Source organism: Neobacillus terrae (assembly GCF_011393025.1).
Taxonomy (GTDB): Bacteria; Bacillota; Bacilli; order Bacillales; family Cytobacillaceae; genus Neobacillus_A; species Neobacillus_A terrae.
In genome coordinates, this window is record NZ_JAAOEO010000032.1 from 15,981 (window position 1) to 31,667 (window position 15,687).

Below are 15,687 nucleotides of genomic sequence, written 5' to 3' on the forward strand. Positions count from 1 at the left end.
TATCACCCCAAGATTCCGAAGTACGAACCAACGATAGCAAAAACAATAGTTAAACAGATTAACAATACTGGGTTCATCTTCTTCTTTTTTAACAAGTAGAAAATAAATAATGTGTACGCTAATGGCAAGATGTTCGGGAATACGTGATCTAAGAAATCCTTTTGAATCGAAAACTTGTGCCCTGCTGTAATGGTAAATTCTTTTACAATGTGTAAGTTAACGTAAGAAGGAATTAAGCCGCCGAGTACTGTGATACCCAAAATAGATGCTGATTTTGAAATAAGCTGGGAACCTTTTTGGATAGTGTCGATTGCACTGGTTCCTAGTTTATAGCCCATATTGGTCCATAAGAAACGGCTCGCGAATACCAAACAATAACATAGGAAGAAGAAGATAGGCCCTAAAATATTTCCGCTCTTTGCAAAAGACGCTGAAATACCCGCAACAATCGGAAGCACTGTAAACCAGAAGATGGCATCTCCTAATCCAGCTAGCGGCCCAAACAATCCTGCTTTCAAGCTCTTGATTAAATTTCGGTCTTCTTTATTTTCTTCTAAAGAAAGCACAAGCCCCATTAAAAATCCTGATGTCCATGGATTTGTGTTCAAGAATTCCATATTGTATTGCATCGATTCAGACAGTGCTTTTTTATCATTCTTGTGGATCTTTTTCAAGAATGGAAGCATTGCATATGTCCAGCCGCCCGCCTGCATCCGTTCAAAACTGAAGCTTGCTTGCAGGAAAACCGATCTTAGCGCTAATTTGTTAATATCTTTTTTTGTTAATACTTTGTTAGATTCCATCACTGTAGTCCTCCTCATCTTTGATGGCAGCTGCAGGTTGAGCTTGAACTGAATTCTTTTGTTTAAAGAATTCGAACAAGGCAAAGGCAGTTCCAAGCGCCGCAACAGGTAAAACGTTTCCAAAAGGAATAAAGCAAACAAATACGAATCCGAATATGAAGTATGGAATTAATTCTACTTTCATCATAATGCGAAGCAGCATGGCAAAACCGATGGCAGGTAAGATACCGCCTGCTACACTAAATCCAGTTGTCAGCCATTCTGGCATTCTTTCAACAAGATCCCTCATTGGGCCTTGAGCAGCATACGTACATAGGAACACGATGATGCCGTACGTTAGACCAACAATTGACATAGTGAGCCAGTTAATTCTTGCGAACCCTTTCGTATCTCCTTCTTCAGCATACTTGTCCAATTTAGCCATAAAGAACGCGAATGAGGAGTAGAAGAATAGAATTACGTATTGCATAAGCAAGCTAAATGGTAACGCCAGGGCTAATGCTAATTTTGGATCCTTACCAGTTGTAATCGCAATGGCAGAAGTCATAACCCCTGCAAGCACGGAGTTTGGCGGTTGTGTTCCACCTACAGCTGTCAAACCAGCGAATGCAAGTTCTGCCAATCCTCCCGCCATAACACCTGTTTTTACATCGCCCAAAATAAGTCCAGTTAAGGTACCAACGATAATTGGACGGAAAATATAAGTTCCCTCTAACCACATATCTATACCGCAAATAACTGCCATAATAAATAGTAAAATCCCTTGAATTAATGTTACTTCATGCATATCCAGTCTCCTCCCATGATGGTTAGCTTCCCGGGGCTTTTTAAAAACCCAGGGGCTGTCTTATTTATACGATTCTTTAGGTTCCCCCGGTACGTCTTGAATGTACGTATCAATCCCTTTTGAAGCAATGTACTTCAAGTCTTCGATATCCTTCGCATCCACATACACTTTGGAACTAATTGCAGTTTTTCCTGCTGAAAAGTGCATATTCCCAATATTGACTTCTTTAATTGGTACACCACCATCAACAAGTTTTCTTACCGTTTCAGGTGTGCGGCATATAATAAAAATCTTTTGGTGTGGAGCTGCTTTATGAATCGTGTCAATCGTTTTTTGGATCGTCCAGAATCGAACACCTGCACCTGAAGATGCAGCGGTTGCTGTCATGAGTTGTTGCTGTAAAGCATCTTGCGCTACTAAGTCATCCACTACAAGAAGCAGGTTTGCTCCAATACCAGTCGTCCAAGAAACACCAACTTGTCCATGGATTAAACGGTTATCAATGCGTGTTAATAAGATATTAGGTGTATTCATTGTTCTCCTCTTTTCCTAGGTTTGTGATTAAATTGATTTAAATGTTCAAAATCGCATATGCGTTTAGATGATGATTTATAGCGGTTACAGGCTTACTCGGATCATATTTACCAATCTTAAGTGCCTCGATTGCTTCCACCTTTGTTGGCCCATTCGCAATCACAATCACCGTCTTAGATTCCAGGAGTTGTTTCAATCCAAGTGAAATCCCCTTTGATGTCGTACTACCACCGTTGAAGTATTTCTTTCCGACTTCTTGAGTGGTTTCATCCAAATCAACGATGTGTGCCTCGCTTTCAAGGCTGGAATATGGTTCATTAAATCCAAGATGCCCATTTACACCAACACCAAGCAGGCTTAAGTCGATTGGTCCATTCGTCCTTACAAACTCATTAATTCTTGTAAGTTCTGCCGTTAGGTCCTCTGCCTTTGCATCAAAAAAAACAATCTGTTCTTTTTTGATACTAAGTGGCTGAAATAAATGTCTGTTTAAATAAGAAAGACAACTTCCAGGATTTTCTTCTCCTAATCCGACCCACTCGTCAAGTCCCAAAAAGCGGCATTTAGAGAAATCTATTTTTCCGCTTTTTGCTGCCTCAACCATCCTTTCATACGTACCGATAGGTGTGTCCCCACCTGCTAAACAAAGAATGGAATCAGGCTTGTTCTGTACTTGCTCAAAGATTTCACTTGCTGCTTGATCCGATAATTCATCATAACTTTTTGTTTCAATATACCGAACTGCCATTTTACTTTCCTCCTGATTATCACTTTGCAATCACTACATTGATTGACGATTCCCTTAGCTCTTCCACAATTTCAGCATTAACCAGATAATCCGTGAAAACATGTGTTACGTCTTTCAATGGTGCAATGATCGCCTTTCCACGATTTGCAAATTTCGAACTATCCGTTAGCAAGTATGAATTATTTGCTAGCAGCATACTAGAACGATACAAATCTATTACACCTTCATCTTCTGTTGAAAAACCAGCATTGCGAATGTACCCATCTGCCCCCATGAAGATATGGTCACATGTAAAAAGCTTTGAGTTGATTGTAGTTAATGGTCCTCTAAAATCCGATTCATCTCGATTAAAGGTTCCGCCCAGCAACACCAAATCAATGTTCTTTACAATCGATAACTCATTAAATACAAGAAGAGAATTCGTGATCACCTTCAATGGAAGATCTTTGATAAATTTACACATTCGAAATACAGTTGTTCCACCCATAAGAAAAATGGTATTAAAGGGTCTTACCATTGTTGCCGCCTCTTTTGCGATAAGGTCCTTCAAATCTGCTTTTGTATAAAAACGATCATAAACACCAATGCTTTCCTGTTTCATGTCCAGACTATTGGCTCCGCCATGAAACCTAAATATAAGCCCCTTTTCTTCAAGTCTTTTAAAAACTCGTCTGCAAGTACTTTCACTGATTGCAAACTCAGAACAAATCAATTCAAGGGTAACCGTTTTTTTTAAGTTAATTCTTTCTAACACTTTATCATCGAGATTTTTGCTCAAAACCTTTTCCCCCTATAAACGACAATGTTGTGAGCGGTTACAACCTACTCTGTCGTTTGACATTTTGTTTTATCATTTAAGGGGTTACTGCTGTTTAAGATGATTATGGATTCATCATCCGTACTTTTTGTAGGAACTTTTTCACCCTCATGCAAAACGGTCATTTTGACTTTTCATTCCACATATTGACTGTAATCAATCAATTTTGCGACCGCTTTCAATCACTATTGTGACCGCTTTCAGCCAAAATGTCAATTAACTTTTTTGTTAACAGTAAAATTCCTTTTAACATGGTGAAGATGTGTTTTTTCTTTCTCAATTAAATTGACCATTTAGGACAACAAGAAAAAAGCGCTGACACCTTTAGAACACTTAATAAAAGGTGTATTAAATGAATGAAAATAACAAATCCTTATTTTTAAAAGGGCTTATAAGATTTATAGATAATATTACTTTGAAAATAAAGAATCTGGAGAGGAAATTCGATGCAAATCAGAAGAAAAATAATATCTTTATTGCTGTTAGTTATTGCCGTTAATTTATTAAATGCTTGTTCGACACAGGAGAAAGAAAATAAAAATGCTGTGGAGAAGCCTTCACCGATAACTAAGGGTGATGGTCAAGGGTTATATGATGGAATGTACTGTGGATTAGTGGATAGAGATCATTTTAATTTTTCTAAAGCTATGTTAGGTGCGAAAAAAACCATATTCGACACTAAAAATGTTGACGAGATTACAAATAATTTAATTATTAAAGTGTTAAGCCAACGAAGCTCAACAAACTTTATGAACCTTCAGAGTGCAGAAAATAAGTTAGGTAAATCTTATGTTAAAGCATACATAAAAGCTTTTAAAGAAGGTTATTGCAAGAGTCTTAAGTCCACAGATAAAGAAGCAGTATCCTATAAAAAACTGGTCGAAAAAGTTAATCAGTGAAACCATATTACACAATTCGATCCACTCCTTCCCCGATCAACAACACCAATTACTTATGTTAACTTTGGCATTTCCGACTAAGCTGCCCCGTTTGTTGGATATCAAAATTATTTGATATCTGACTTTGTCATCGTTTATCAGCTTCTCATTAGTCAACATTCTATTTTAAAAAAATCCCGTCCATTCTTTGGTCATGAAACCATTGGATAATAATAAAAAAGCCTAAGCTTCCGTATGTTGGCAGCTCAGACATTTCTACTCCGTCGTCCCTTGTAAAATGACACTTTCAATATTATTAACAAACATCCTCAGTTCCTTTACCTGGTCCCTGGTTATTTCATCCGTTTCGAACATTTCCCGGATTTTTGCCCTTTCCCTATCCATGGCTTTAATTCTTAATAGCTCTTTGTGTTCTTCCTGATTTCCATGATAAGTGAACTTTGGCCTTTTGAGACTCCGAATCATCCTTTCATAATCCGATATTACAATTTTTACGATATCGGGACGGTTATAGGATAAGGTAAACTCATTGAGTGCCTCAATAGCCGCCTGACAAGATTTTATTTGAAAATCTGCTAGCCTGCGACTTACTATTTGCCCCTCTTCATATTTCTGCTTCCTTCTTCTTAGGCGGTAGAAGCCTCTCTTCATTCTCCCGATAAGGTACAGCATTCCGGCATGGGCAGTTTGGGACAGCGCCTCCTCACGAAAGTCTAGAGCTTTTTCAAAGGAATCAAAGGTTGCTATATCCATTTCGTTAGTGTCCACTGCCTTCATAATGTAATTTCTTTCTGCCTTGAGCCCAACATGCCTTACCTCAATGAAATTATCCATAAATGCGATAGAACTCGCACCCCGAGTTCCTGGGTTGATTTGATGGAACAGCCTCCTGTAATCCCCGATCAGTTCAAAAGCAGCGGCTTCATTTTCATCATTCATTTCATGCCTAATAGCATCAATCCCTGTAAGCAAAAGCTTCCTTTTTGCTTCACTCAAATCTATTGTATCAAGCTCATTTCCCTCAAACGACTTATCCCTGCTAAGAAGCGGGAGCAAGATTGTGGCAGCCAAAAGGGTAAAAAGAATGACCCCAGCCGCCAAAAACAGGAGCAAAGACCGTTCCGGAAATTCATCACCGCTATCGACAACATAGGGAATTGACAGGACACCCGCCATAGTGACGGCACCACGCACACCTGTCAGTGTCTGCAATAATACCGACACAGCATTTGGTTTCTCCTCTTCTCGAAACTGGCTTGAACGGTATTGGAAATGTCCAAAGAAATAGGCCCACACCAATCGTATCCCCAGAATAACGGTGCCAATCGCTACCACATAAATAATGGCAATCCCATTACTTATATTAGGGCTTTCTACAGTAGCCTTCATGGATGCAGGGATGTTCAATCCAAGCAAAATAAAGACGATTCCATTCAAGATAAACGTGAAGACAGACCAAATATTTTCTGTAAGGACATGTTCCTCGGCGATAAGTGTTTCTGTTCTTTCTCTAATAAGAGTATGGACGATTCCTCCAACTACCACAGCAATAACTCCAGAAGCATGCAGGAGATCTTCGGCTATAATAAAAATAATAAAGGGCGTCATAATTTGAAGGAGAGAATGGAATGCAGGGTCATGGATTCCTTCCCGCCGCAAAGAAAATCGGATCCAGGCAATAAAGAGGCCAAGAAATAATCCCAATAAAGCACCAACGATGAACATGTAAGTGAAGTCCACCATTGCCTCATGAACTGAAAAATAGCCTGTAACAACAGCCGCCACGGCATAATTGAATGCAACAAGTCCCGATGCGTCGTTAATAAGCGATTCCCCTCTAACAAGATTTAAAATCTTTTCAGGGATATGGACCCGTTTTGCAATCCCATTCACAGCTACAGGATCAGTCGGAGACAATATGGCAGCTAGAGCAAAAGCCGCTGAAAACGGTACCTTCGGAATCATCAAGTGGATAAACCACCCTCCGCCTAATGCCGTCAGCAGGACAAGAACAATAGCATTACCAAAAATCGGTGCCTTCATCTTCCATAATTCTTCACGCGGGAAATGCCGGCCGTCATTATATAAAAGTGGCGCAATAAAAAGGAGCAAGAACCACTCAGTTTCAATCTCAAGCGAAAAACCCCGGAACAAAAAAGAAATCAAAATCCCAAAACCTATCTGCGTCAGCGCCGTCGGGATGAGTGGGATATAATGGCTTACAATATTTGATATAAGTAAAGCGACTATCAACAACAAACACGTCATTAAAATATCCATCAGCACACTTCTTTCTAAAAAAAACGTCAAAATTTATATACTCCATTATCCTATCATTTACATCACACAAGAAAAAATATCGTAACAAAATTAAAACATCTTATTTCTTATATGAAGCGACTAACAGCTGAACCAGACTAAACTCACCTTTCGCTAAAAAGGAAGCTTCCATTGCGGGCAGCTTGAATCTGCATCATATTCTTATTTCTTTCCCCTTTCTCACAAATTTTCTTGATTTCTAATGATTACTCCACGATATTATTCATTTTCTTCATGCATCGTAAATAGCAAATATACCAGCAAAAATTCCCCCCTGAAATTTTTAGTGTAAATTATTACAGCTAATGAGCCAAAAATAGACAACTTTTTCAAAAAACCCAACCTTTTGAATTATGTTTAGCATAAAGTTTTGTAGAAAATATCCGTCTTATGAAACTGTTTAAGATTATTGAATATCGTTAAAATTCAGTTAACACATCCAGAATCCGCTCTGACTTTCCCCTGGCGGATATTTCCGCCACACTTAGCCTGGCCTTCAAAGCTGTATCTTGAAGGACCATTTATTCTAAAGGAGGAAATATAATGGAGCAAGTTGTCCGAGTAATTCCGTACACAGTTGTGGAGCATGTGGAAGAGGTTGGGGAAATACCTGCAGGAATTGAACTCATCCAGGCACCTAAAATTTGGGGGCAGACGAAAGGCAAAGGCATAACGGTTGCTGTGCTGGATACTGGCTGTGATCTTTCACATCCCGACTTAAAAGACAGAATCAAGGGCGGCAAAAATTTTACCAAGGATGATGGTGGCAGCCAGAATATATATCAAGATTACAACGGCCACGGTACTCATGTGTCAGGGACCATAGCTGCTTCACTGAATCAAACCGGTGTGATTGGCGCGGCCCCTGAAGCTGACCTGTTAATTGTAAAAGTATTGGATAAAAACGGCTCTGGACAGTATGAATGGATTAAGAATGGAATTCTGTATGCGATCGAGCAGAAAGCAGATATCATCTCCATGTCTCTTGGGGGTCCTTCTGATGATCCTGGTCTGCATGAAGCGATTAAATTGGCGGTTCAGAACAATATTCTAGTCGTCTGCGCTGCGGGCAACGAAGGCGATGGAGACGATAAGACAGACGAGCTTAGCTATCCAGCCTGTTATAATGAGGTAATCAGTGTGGGGGCCATTAATTTTGAACGAAAATCCTCTGATTTTACAAATTCCAATAGTGAAGTAGACCTGGTTGCACCGGGAGAAGAAATATTATCCACATTTCTGAAGGGGAAGTATGCTAAGCTTAGCGGTACTTCCATGGCAGCACCGCATGTTTCTGGAGCACTCGCACTTATAAAGGTTATTGCAAATGAAAGCTTCGGCAGAAACCTTACTGAACCGGAACTCTATGCTCAGCTGATCAAACGAACCATTCCTCTTGACCGTACACCAAAGCTTGAAGGGAACGGACTGGTTTATTTAACTGCTCAGGATTACTTAAAGGATATTTTCAAAGATAAAGTCACTATGCTGCAGGTAAACGCTTAATGAACGGTGAAGAAATTGACCACAAAGAATGGATGGCAGCCAAGGCCAGCCTTTACGCCGCCAGCGAACAAAACTATTACGACGAAATTAATGATGAGAAATCAAAAGAAGCTTACTATCATCAAATCTGCTTTGAAGACAATGATTTAGCTGATACACTGCATCGATTACTTCTCGATACACATACACATCCTCTGCCCTACTCACCCCACCGCTATGTGTATCCCTGGGTGGATATCCAAGAGAACAGACAGTTAAAAAGCCTTTATTCAGGACAGGAAATGGATCCCCTCCGTGTGATAGAAGCTGATTTAAAATTACTTGCTATAATGGAAAAGGGCGAGGCCTCACTTTTATCACAGGAAATGAAGTTTAACTGCGAGCATGTTGTCCCTCAGTCCTGGTTTCAAAAGAAGGAGCCCATGAGAGGAGATTTGCATCATCTTTTCGCCTGTGATCCTTCATGCAACTCAAGCAGGGGTAATTCTCCCTATTACGATTTCCCTTCTTATTCACCTTCGGGCTTGAGCCTTCGAACAGGCTGTGGCTTGGCAGAGGACGGGAAATTCGAGCCGGAATATGGGAAAGGAATCGCAGCCAGAGCCGTTTTTTACTTTTATATAAGATATAAAGGTATTGTGAGTATAGAAGATAAGATGGACTTAAATACTCTAAAAAAATGGCATACAGAATATCCCGTAAGCCTTTATGAAAAACACAGAAATGCAGCTATATACGAGCTGCAGGGAAATCGAAATCCTTTTATCGACTTTCCAAATTTAGTGGCGGGCATCATAATGCCGGAATACAGCGTTAAAACCCTCTGACAGCAACTTCCAGAGGGTTTTTTATTATCGCTCAAGTTGATTCAGTTATAAAAATTACTCTGACCAGTCTCGTTTAGGGATTTCAAGCACCGTTCCGGTCTTTTTTGAAAGTTGACTCATTTATATTCTCATCGAATAGGCTAATCATTTAGTCCCTTTCCATTGAGAATTTGCTGGATATATTTTTCAACTCTAGACTCTCGGGTTTTGGATTGTTTGGGTTGAGAAAAATAAAGAAGGTATGCTCTTTGCCGTCCAGGTGTCAATTCTTCAAAAGCAGTTTTTAAGGCAGGGATTTCCTCGAATTTATGTTGAAGTTCTTCAGGAATTATGTATTCTGCAGTCTTTTTAAAATCCACATCCAAACCGGCTTTTTCAACTTTAATGGCTTCATTAATATAGGCTTTCAAGATGGGTTCCATTTCAACTATTTCTTGAACACTGGTGAACCGGATCTGGCGCGCCGCTTGTACATTCTCCGTTTGCTGGATTAGAATCCCACGGGCATCCTGTAACAGGGCACCTTTGTGAAACAGAAGCGCACAATATTCTTTAAATCCATGGATTAAAACGACGTTTTTTTTCTCTAACGTGTAACAAGGATGCATCCACTTAAATTCTTCAGTCAACTCACTGTCAAGAACGATATTTCTCAACTTCTCATATTCTTCCTTCCACTTTTTAGCTTTACTTAAAAATTCATCAACCTTAGGATTCATTCTACTATTTGCCACCAAGCATCACCCACTTCGATTTTCTTTCCACTGACACCAGCATGAATAATATCTCCTCTAACTTTCACTCACAAGGCACGGTAAATGCCGTATCTTTGAGGAATTATTACTTAAAAGGATATCTGTAATTTTACCATATATTAACTCATATGAAATACAAAAAGCAGTCGATTTCCGTTGTGAAAATCCCCTGCTTTTTTACTATTTTTTATTTTTGCTTTTCCTATGCAGTTAAACTAAAAGAGAAGCTTCAGTTACATTAGCTAATCTCTCCGCCAACGGCAACAATATCGGTTTCATTTGATACTGCAGCTTCGATGGAAAGCTCTAACCCTTTTACGATCAATTCCAGGCTCATGCTTGGATGGCCAGGGTTGCGTACGATTTGTTCAGGAATGAAAGGAATATGAATAAATCCTCCACGGATGTCACTAGCTCTGGTATCTAGATAATTCATCAGCCCATAGAAAATATGGTTGCAGACGAAGGTGCCTGCAGTATTGGAAACAGATGCTGGAATTCCGTTTTCATTCATTTTTTGCACCATTGCTTTAACCGGGAGCTTTGTAAAGTATGCAGCTGGTCCGCCTGGTACAATTTCAGCGTCGATTGGCTGGTTTTTCTCGTTATCCGGGATTCTTGCATCATCCATATTGATGGCTACACGTTCCGGTGTAATGGTTGAACGACCGCCTGCCTGGCCTACACAAATGACCATGTCAGGATGAATTTCTTCTATTGCTTCTTTCAAACTAGCAATGGCCTTTCCGAAAACGGTTGGTATTTCCTTTGTGATAACTTCGTAACCTGTAATTACTTTTCCATCTAATAGCTTTACTGCTTCAAGGGCTGGATTGACGGGCTCTCCACCAAATGGGTTAAAACCGGTAACAAGTATTTTTTTCATAACAATCTCCCTTTCTATTATTTATTAAAAGTTATACACCAGGAAATACATTAATAGAATGTTGATTACCAAAAGGATCAATGCAATCGGCAGCTGTGCTTTAATAACAGCATTTTTATCCTTCAGATCCAGGAGCATCGCTGGTACAATGTTGAAGTTTGCAGCCATCGGTGTCATTAAAGTTCCGCAATATCCTGCAAACATTCCAATCGCAGCCATGATCGCTGGATTTCCTCCATGCATATGCACAATCAACGGCAAACCGATCCCCCCCGTAATAACCGCGAAAGCTGCAAACGCATTACCCATAATCACTGTAAACAAAGCCATTCCGATACAATACGCCGCTACTGCTACGAATGGAATATTGGTTGGAAGTACATCTCCTACCATTTTCGACACAACATCGCCGACTCCTGCTTTTGAAAAAATAGCTCCAAGTGCAGCTAGCATTTGCGGTAAAATAATGGCCCAGCCAACAGCCTGCATTAACCGGCTTCCCTCATGCCCAGCCGCAGCAGGCTTTGCTTTTGTCAAAACCTGAGCAACTAAATAAGCAAGAATAGTAGCAAGACCCAGCGCAATTAATGTTACCATTGCCGGATCAACCAAATGAACTTTTCCGAAGTGGACTTTGCCAAGTGTTAATGATCCTATTACAGTAAAAACAGGAATAACTAAAGCGGGAATGAAAACCTTGCCCTTTAAACGTTCTGCATGTTTGTCTCTTTCCTCTTTGGGAGTCTCATCCTGATCCCCGCTTTTCACTTTGCCTATCGCAGCAATAACAACCATTGCAAGTACCAGATACCCAATTGCTATAGGAGGAACAACCTTTCCGAATAAGAAGGTGAACGCAAAGATTCCCCAGAACAAGGTTGAACCAATACGGCTCGGATGATTCTTATTCATTGCAACCCGGATTGCTACAAATGCGGTTATAATGCCAAGCAAATAGTAAATATATTCGATTGTGATGATATTCATGCTGGTTCGCCTCCCCTACGCAATCTTGCTGTTCTTTTTCTTAGTCATTGCCCGTTCAATACGTTTGTCCATTCTTTTGAATCTCCAGTATGAAAGGAAGAAGGCACACAGGGCTGTGGGAATTCCCCATAAGGCCATATCCCAGACGCCAACTTGCATTCCAACTGAATCGTAATAACCTTTCATCAATAGAATAGCTCCAGTAGCGATGAAAATATCTTCGCCGAAAAACCAGCCTACATTTTCAGATGCCGCCGCATGAGCTTTAATGTCATCCTTTACTTCTTCCGGAAGTTCTCCGTGTTTCGCTGTTGCGGCTCCTTCTGCCATAGGCGCTACAAGCGGCCTGACAGTTTGAGGATGGCCGCCGATATTAAGCCCCAGCGAGGCACTCAATTCACGAATCAGCATATAAGACATTAGCACCTTTCCAGCTGTTGCTCCTTTTGCTTTTTTAATCAGTACCTCTGCTCTTTCCTTCAAGCCGTGGCGTTCCAATAGGCCAATTACAGGTAGGCTAAGAATAATAGGCAAAGACATATAACGGTTATCAATAAAGACCTGTCCGAACTGGGCCATAACCTCGTTAAAGGACATGCCGGAAACCAATCCCGTTACTACTCCGGCTGCCATTACAACCAGCAAAGTATTTAGACGAAAACCAAACCCAACTGCTACTATTAAAATTCCAATCAGTTTAATCATGTTGTCATCTCCTTTTTTAAGAGTTTGGTTAAAAAGAATTATCTTTCTAGGGTTTGTACATTTACTTCTGAATTTGCCAGCTGTTCTCGGATTTCCCTGGCAAAAGCAAGGGCATGCGCGCCATCGCCATGGATACAAACTGTATCGGCCTTAATATCAATGTCAATCCCTTGCTGTGACAGTACTTTTCCTTCTTTGACCATCCGAATGACCTGGTCAATTGCTTTTTTATCATCTGTTATCAATGCATCTGATTGCCGTCTTGGTGTCAGTGAGCCATCCCGCTGATAGGTTCTGTCCGCAAATACTTCGCTTGCGGTGCGCAGTCCGATTGCTTCTCCGCGTTTCACTAGTTCACTGCCAGAAAGACCGAATAAAATCAATTCCGAATCTACCTTATAAACAGCTTTTGCAATCGCATCTGAGAGCTCTTTGCTTTTAGCTGCCATATTGTAAAGTGCACCGTGAGGCTTTACATGCTGCATTTTTCCGCCTGCTGCTTTAACAAACCCATATAGAGCACCGATTTGATAAACGACCATATCGTAGGCTTCCTGCGGAGAAATATCCATATTGCGACGGCCAAAACCGGTCAAATCAGGCAGGCCGGGATGTGCTCCAATCCCAATCTCCTTTTCCAGAGCCATAGCAACTGTTTTTCGCATAACTGCCGGGTCTCCCGCATGAAAACCGCAGGCAATATTGGCTGACGTAACAAACTCGAGAATGTCTTCATCTGTTCCCATGTTATATGCTCCAAAGCTCTCTCCCATATCGCAGTTCAAATCTACTCGATACATTGTAATCCCCCCATACTCCTAATCTTTTAAACTAACTCCTTGTTTTAGCAATTTGATTTCCATTTCCCTCGTTCTTAGCAATACCTGTGCCTCTTCCAGGCGGATTTCCCTGAAACGAATTTTTTCCCCAGGTTTAACCTGTGCAAGGACCGGAATGTCTACTGTTGCCACCTGAGCAATTTTTGGATAGCCTCCCGTTGTCTGGCGATCCGCCATTAATAGAATAGGATTTCCATCAGATGGTACTTGAACTGTTCCAGCCGTAACTGCTTCCGAAATAAGTTCTTGAGGTTCGGAAAGCTCAAGTCTTGGGCCGTCTAAGCGGTATCCCATGCGATCCGATTGAGGAGTTATTAAAAACTCCTCTTTGAAGAATTGACTTCTGCTCTCTTCTGTAAACCAATCAAATTGACCACCAATAATGGCACGAATAACTGGTTTTTCCTGATAGGCTTGTAAAACATCTTTACTAATCACCCAATCCGTATAGGCAGCTGCATTTGATCCAGCTTTATCAGAAAGCCGGCCCATTCTCCGGACTGCCAAATAAGAGGGATTTCTTACTTGTAAAACATCCCCTTCCAAAAGGGACCGCCCTTGATAGCCGCCCATTCCGGCCCGAAGATACGTACTCCGGCTATCCATAACCTTTGGCAGATTAAAACCGCCTGCCACTGCCACATAAGCTCTGCAGCCTGCTTTTACACCTCCGAACGATAACACGCTATCTTTTTTAACATAAACAGGGCGCCATTCCGGAATAGCCGTTCCATCAACAGCAGGTGATAAATCGCCTCCGCATATAGCAATCAGCGAATCTTCTTCAAACAGCAGCTTTGGGCCAAGCATGGTAATTTCTATGGCTGCTTCTCCCTCTTCGTTTCCAACTAAAATATTGGCAATTCGAAGTGCAATAGGATCCATCGCACCACTGACGATCACTCCATGCTTTTGCATGCCATACCTGCCAAGATCCTGAATGGAAGAGAGTAATCCGGGACGTAGCACGCGGATGCTCATTTTACCTCACCCTTCCATTGTTCGTATTCCTCTCTGGATATCGGTCTAAATCGGACAATATCTCCGGACTGCAGTAAACTCGGAGTGCTCTCCTTCGGACGAAAAAGCGCCTCCGGTGTCCTGCCGATTAACTGCCATCCTCCTGGTGTTTCAATTGGATAAACACCCGTCTGCATTCCAGCGATTCCCACCGATCCGGCAGGAATTGTTAACCGAGGAGACGAGCGGCGCGGTGCTTGAATGCGTTCGGACATGCCTCCAAGATACGGAAAACCCGGTGCAAAGCCTATCATGTAGACAAGGTACTCATTCCCAGAGTGAATTTGAATCACTTCATCCAGTGTTAATCCATTATGCTCAGCAACAAATTCAAGGTCAGATCCGAACTCACCGCCATAACAGACGGGAATCTCAACCGTTCTTGGGTTTAATTCTGAAGCAGTCTCCAGTTCCGAAACAATCCGCTCTAATTCCGATGAGGCTTCTTTATACGAGAGTTGTATAGGATCATAATAAACAGTCACAGTAGTAAAAGCCGGGACGTATTCTACCATTCCAGTAAATGAATTCCTTTCCAGACGCTCCGTTAAAACTCTTACCTTACGATGGGCATCAAGCGTAATATTGTTGTCAAATTGAATAATAATTGCTGAATCTCCAAATGGCGTTATGAGCATAGGTTTCTTGATGCCTCCTTACGTTTATGTATTTAATTTTTCAAAGACATTGATTATATATTATATTTTGATAATTTTATATATTAATAAATATTAAATGTCTATGCATACTTTTGCAAATCCAAAATTGTAGTTTTTAGGTGGCAATTTATTACTTTAACGTTCGAAAGCCTTTAAACAAAGCATTTCTAAAGGCGTAATTTTTCTAAAAAGTTTTTTCAACTCAGTAAAAACAGACCAGTAAAAATCACTAGTCTGCTCAAACGCACATTTCTATTTTATAGTTTTTAGTGACGCCTTTTATTACCCCTTTTCCTTCTTCTCACCCATTTGGGGCACGATACGAGGCTTTAGTTACCCCTTTTCCTTCTTCTCACCCATTTGGGGGCACTATACGAGGCTTTAGTTACCCCTTTTCCTTTTTCTCACCCATTTGGGGGCACTATACGAGGCTTTAGCTACCCCTTTTCCTTTTTCTCACCCATTTGGGGGCACTATACGAGGCTTTAGCTACCCCTTTTCCTTCTTCTCAAGTTCTCAAGTCAAGTCCTATTAATTGTGTAAAATCAAATGCAAGTGTTTTCAACTAAAAATTGTGGGGTGTGATCCAAACCCTT

Annotated in this window: 16 protein-coding genes; 3 read left to right on the top strand and 13 right to left on the bottom strand. The window is 40.8% G+C overall.

The features are described 5' to 3' along the window. Window positions 1-2 precede the first annotated feature (2 nt). The 5 genes from agaD to G8761_RS24205 are packed head-to-tail and all read right to left on the bottom strand — an operon-like array spanning window position 3 to window position 3,650. Window positions 3-803 (bottom strand): PTS galactosamine transporter subunit IID, encoded by an 801-nt coding sequence (gene agaD, locus G8761_RS24185; protein WP_166030506.1) that lies wholly within the window; start codon window positions 801-803, stop codon window positions 3-5. Then, window positions 793-1,590: a PTS galactosamine transporter subunit IIC gene (gene agaC / locus G8761_RS24190; RefSeq protein ID WP_166030507.1), complete on the bottom strand. Its 798-nt coding sequence runs from the start codon at window positions 1,588-1,590 to the stop codon at window positions 793-795. The genes agaD and agaC overlap by 11 nt, the downstream gene beginning before the upstream one ends. Window positions 1,591-1,650: 60 nt before the next feature. Further along, window positions 1,651-2,124, bottom strand: coding sequence for a PTS galactosamine transporter subunit IIB (gene agaB, locus G8761_RS24195; RefSeq protein WP_166030508.1), 474 nt, complete (start codon window positions 2,122-2,124; stop codon window positions 1,651-1,653). Window positions 2,125-2,161: 37 nt separating this feature from the next. Then, window positions 2,162-2,872 carry a glucosamine-6-phosphate deaminase gene (locus G8761_RS24200; protein ID WP_166030509.1) on the bottom strand — a complete coding sequence of 237 codons (711 nt, stop codon included), beginning with the start codon at window positions 2,870-2,872 and terminating at the stop codon, window positions 2,162-2,164. A 19-nt stretch (window positions 2,873-2,891) separates the two neighbouring features. Next, window positions 2,892-3,650, bottom strand: a complete 759-nt coding sequence (locus G8761_RS24205; protein WP_166030510.1) for a DeoR/GlpR family DNA-binding transcription regulator — start codon at window positions 3,648-3,650, stop codon at window positions 2,892-2,894. Between the two features lie 485 nt (window positions 3,651-4,135). Between G8761_RS24205 and G8761_RS24210 the strand changes: the two genes are divergently transcribed. Next, window positions 4,136-4,588 (top strand): hypothetical protein, encoded by a 453-nt coding sequence (locus G8761_RS24210; protein WP_166030511.1) that lies wholly within the window; start codon window positions 4,136-4,138, stop codon window positions 4,586-4,588. Window positions 4,589-4,843: 255 nt separating this feature from the next. Here G8761_RS24210 and G8761_RS24215 read toward each other — a convergent pair whose 3' ends face one another. Then, on the bottom strand, window positions 4,844-6,898 hold the full coding sequence (locus G8761_RS24215; RefSeq protein WP_338001029.1) for a Na+/H+ antiporter: 2,055 nt from the start codon (window positions 6,896-6,898) through the stop codon (window positions 4,844-4,846). 552 nt (window positions 6,899-7,450) lie between these two features. On the opposite strand from G8761_RS24215, the gene G8761_RS24220 reads away from it, so the two are divergent. Together G8761_RS24220 and G8761_RS24225 are read left to right on the top strand one after the other, a co-directional pair. Beyond that, window positions 7,451-8,413, top strand: coding sequence for a S8 family peptidase (locus tag G8761_RS24220; protein WP_166030512.1), 963 nt, complete (start codon window positions 7,451-7,453; stop codon window positions 8,411-8,413). Continuing rightward, the gene (locus G8761_RS24225; RefSeq protein WP_166030513.1) at window positions 8,413-9,240 is read left to right on the top strand and encodes an endonuclease I family protein; all 828 of its coding nucleotides are present in this window, start codon (window positions 8,413-8,415) and stop codon (window positions 9,238-9,240) included. Before G8761_RS24220 ends, G8761_RS24225 begins: the two co-directional genes overlap by 1 nt. Window positions 9,241-9,380: 140 nt before the next feature. Here G8761_RS24225 and G8761_RS24230 read toward each other — a convergent pair whose 3' ends face one another. From G8761_RS24230 to pxpB, 7 genes are all read right to left on the bottom strand, one after another. After that, window positions 9,381-9,974, bottom strand: a complete 594-nt coding sequence (locus G8761_RS24230; protein ID WP_166030514.1) for a DUF1801 domain-containing protein — start codon at window positions 9,972-9,974, stop codon at window positions 9,381-9,383. Window positions 9,975-10,233: 259 nt separating this feature from the next. After that, complete coding sequence (pcp, locus tag G8761_RS24235; protein WP_166030515.1) at window positions 10,234-10,881, bottom strand: pyroglutamyl-peptidase I; 648 nt, start codon at window positions 10,879-10,881, stop codon at window positions 10,234-10,236. A 24-nt stretch (window positions 10,882-10,905) separates the two neighbouring features. Then, window positions 10,906-11,868, bottom strand: a complete 963-nt coding sequence (locus G8761_RS24240) for a DUF979 domain-containing protein (protein WP_166030516.1) — start codon at window positions 11,866-11,868, stop codon at window positions 10,906-10,908. A 15-nt stretch (window positions 11,869-11,883) separates the two neighbouring features. Further along, the gene (locus G8761_RS24245) at window positions 11,884-12,573 is read right to left on the bottom strand and encodes a DUF969 domain-containing protein (protein ID WP_166030517.1); all 690 of its coding nucleotides are present in this window, start codon (window positions 12,571-12,573) and stop codon (window positions 11,884-11,886) included. A gap of 38 nt (window positions 12,574-12,611) precedes the next feature. Then, window positions 12,612-13,373 (bottom strand): 5-oxoprolinase subunit PxpA, encoded by a 762-nt coding sequence (pxpA, locus tag G8761_RS24250; protein ID WP_166030518.1) that lies wholly within the window; start codon window positions 13,371-13,373, stop codon window positions 12,612-12,614. Window positions 13,374-13,391: 18 nt separating this feature from the next. After that, window positions 13,392-14,393: a 5-oxoprolinase subunit C family protein gene (locus G8761_RS24255; RefSeq protein WP_166030519.1), complete on the bottom strand. Its 1,002-nt coding sequence runs from the start codon at window positions 14,391-14,393 to the stop codon at window positions 13,392-13,394. Next, on the bottom strand, window positions 14,390-15,070 hold the full coding sequence (pxpB, locus tag G8761_RS24260) for a 5-oxoprolinase subunit PxpB (protein ID WP_166030520.1): 681 nt from the start codon (window positions 15,068-15,070) through the stop codon (window positions 14,390-14,392). Before pxpB ends, G8761_RS24255 begins: the two co-directional genes overlap by 4 nt. Window positions 15,071-15,687 lie beyond the last annotated feature (617 nt).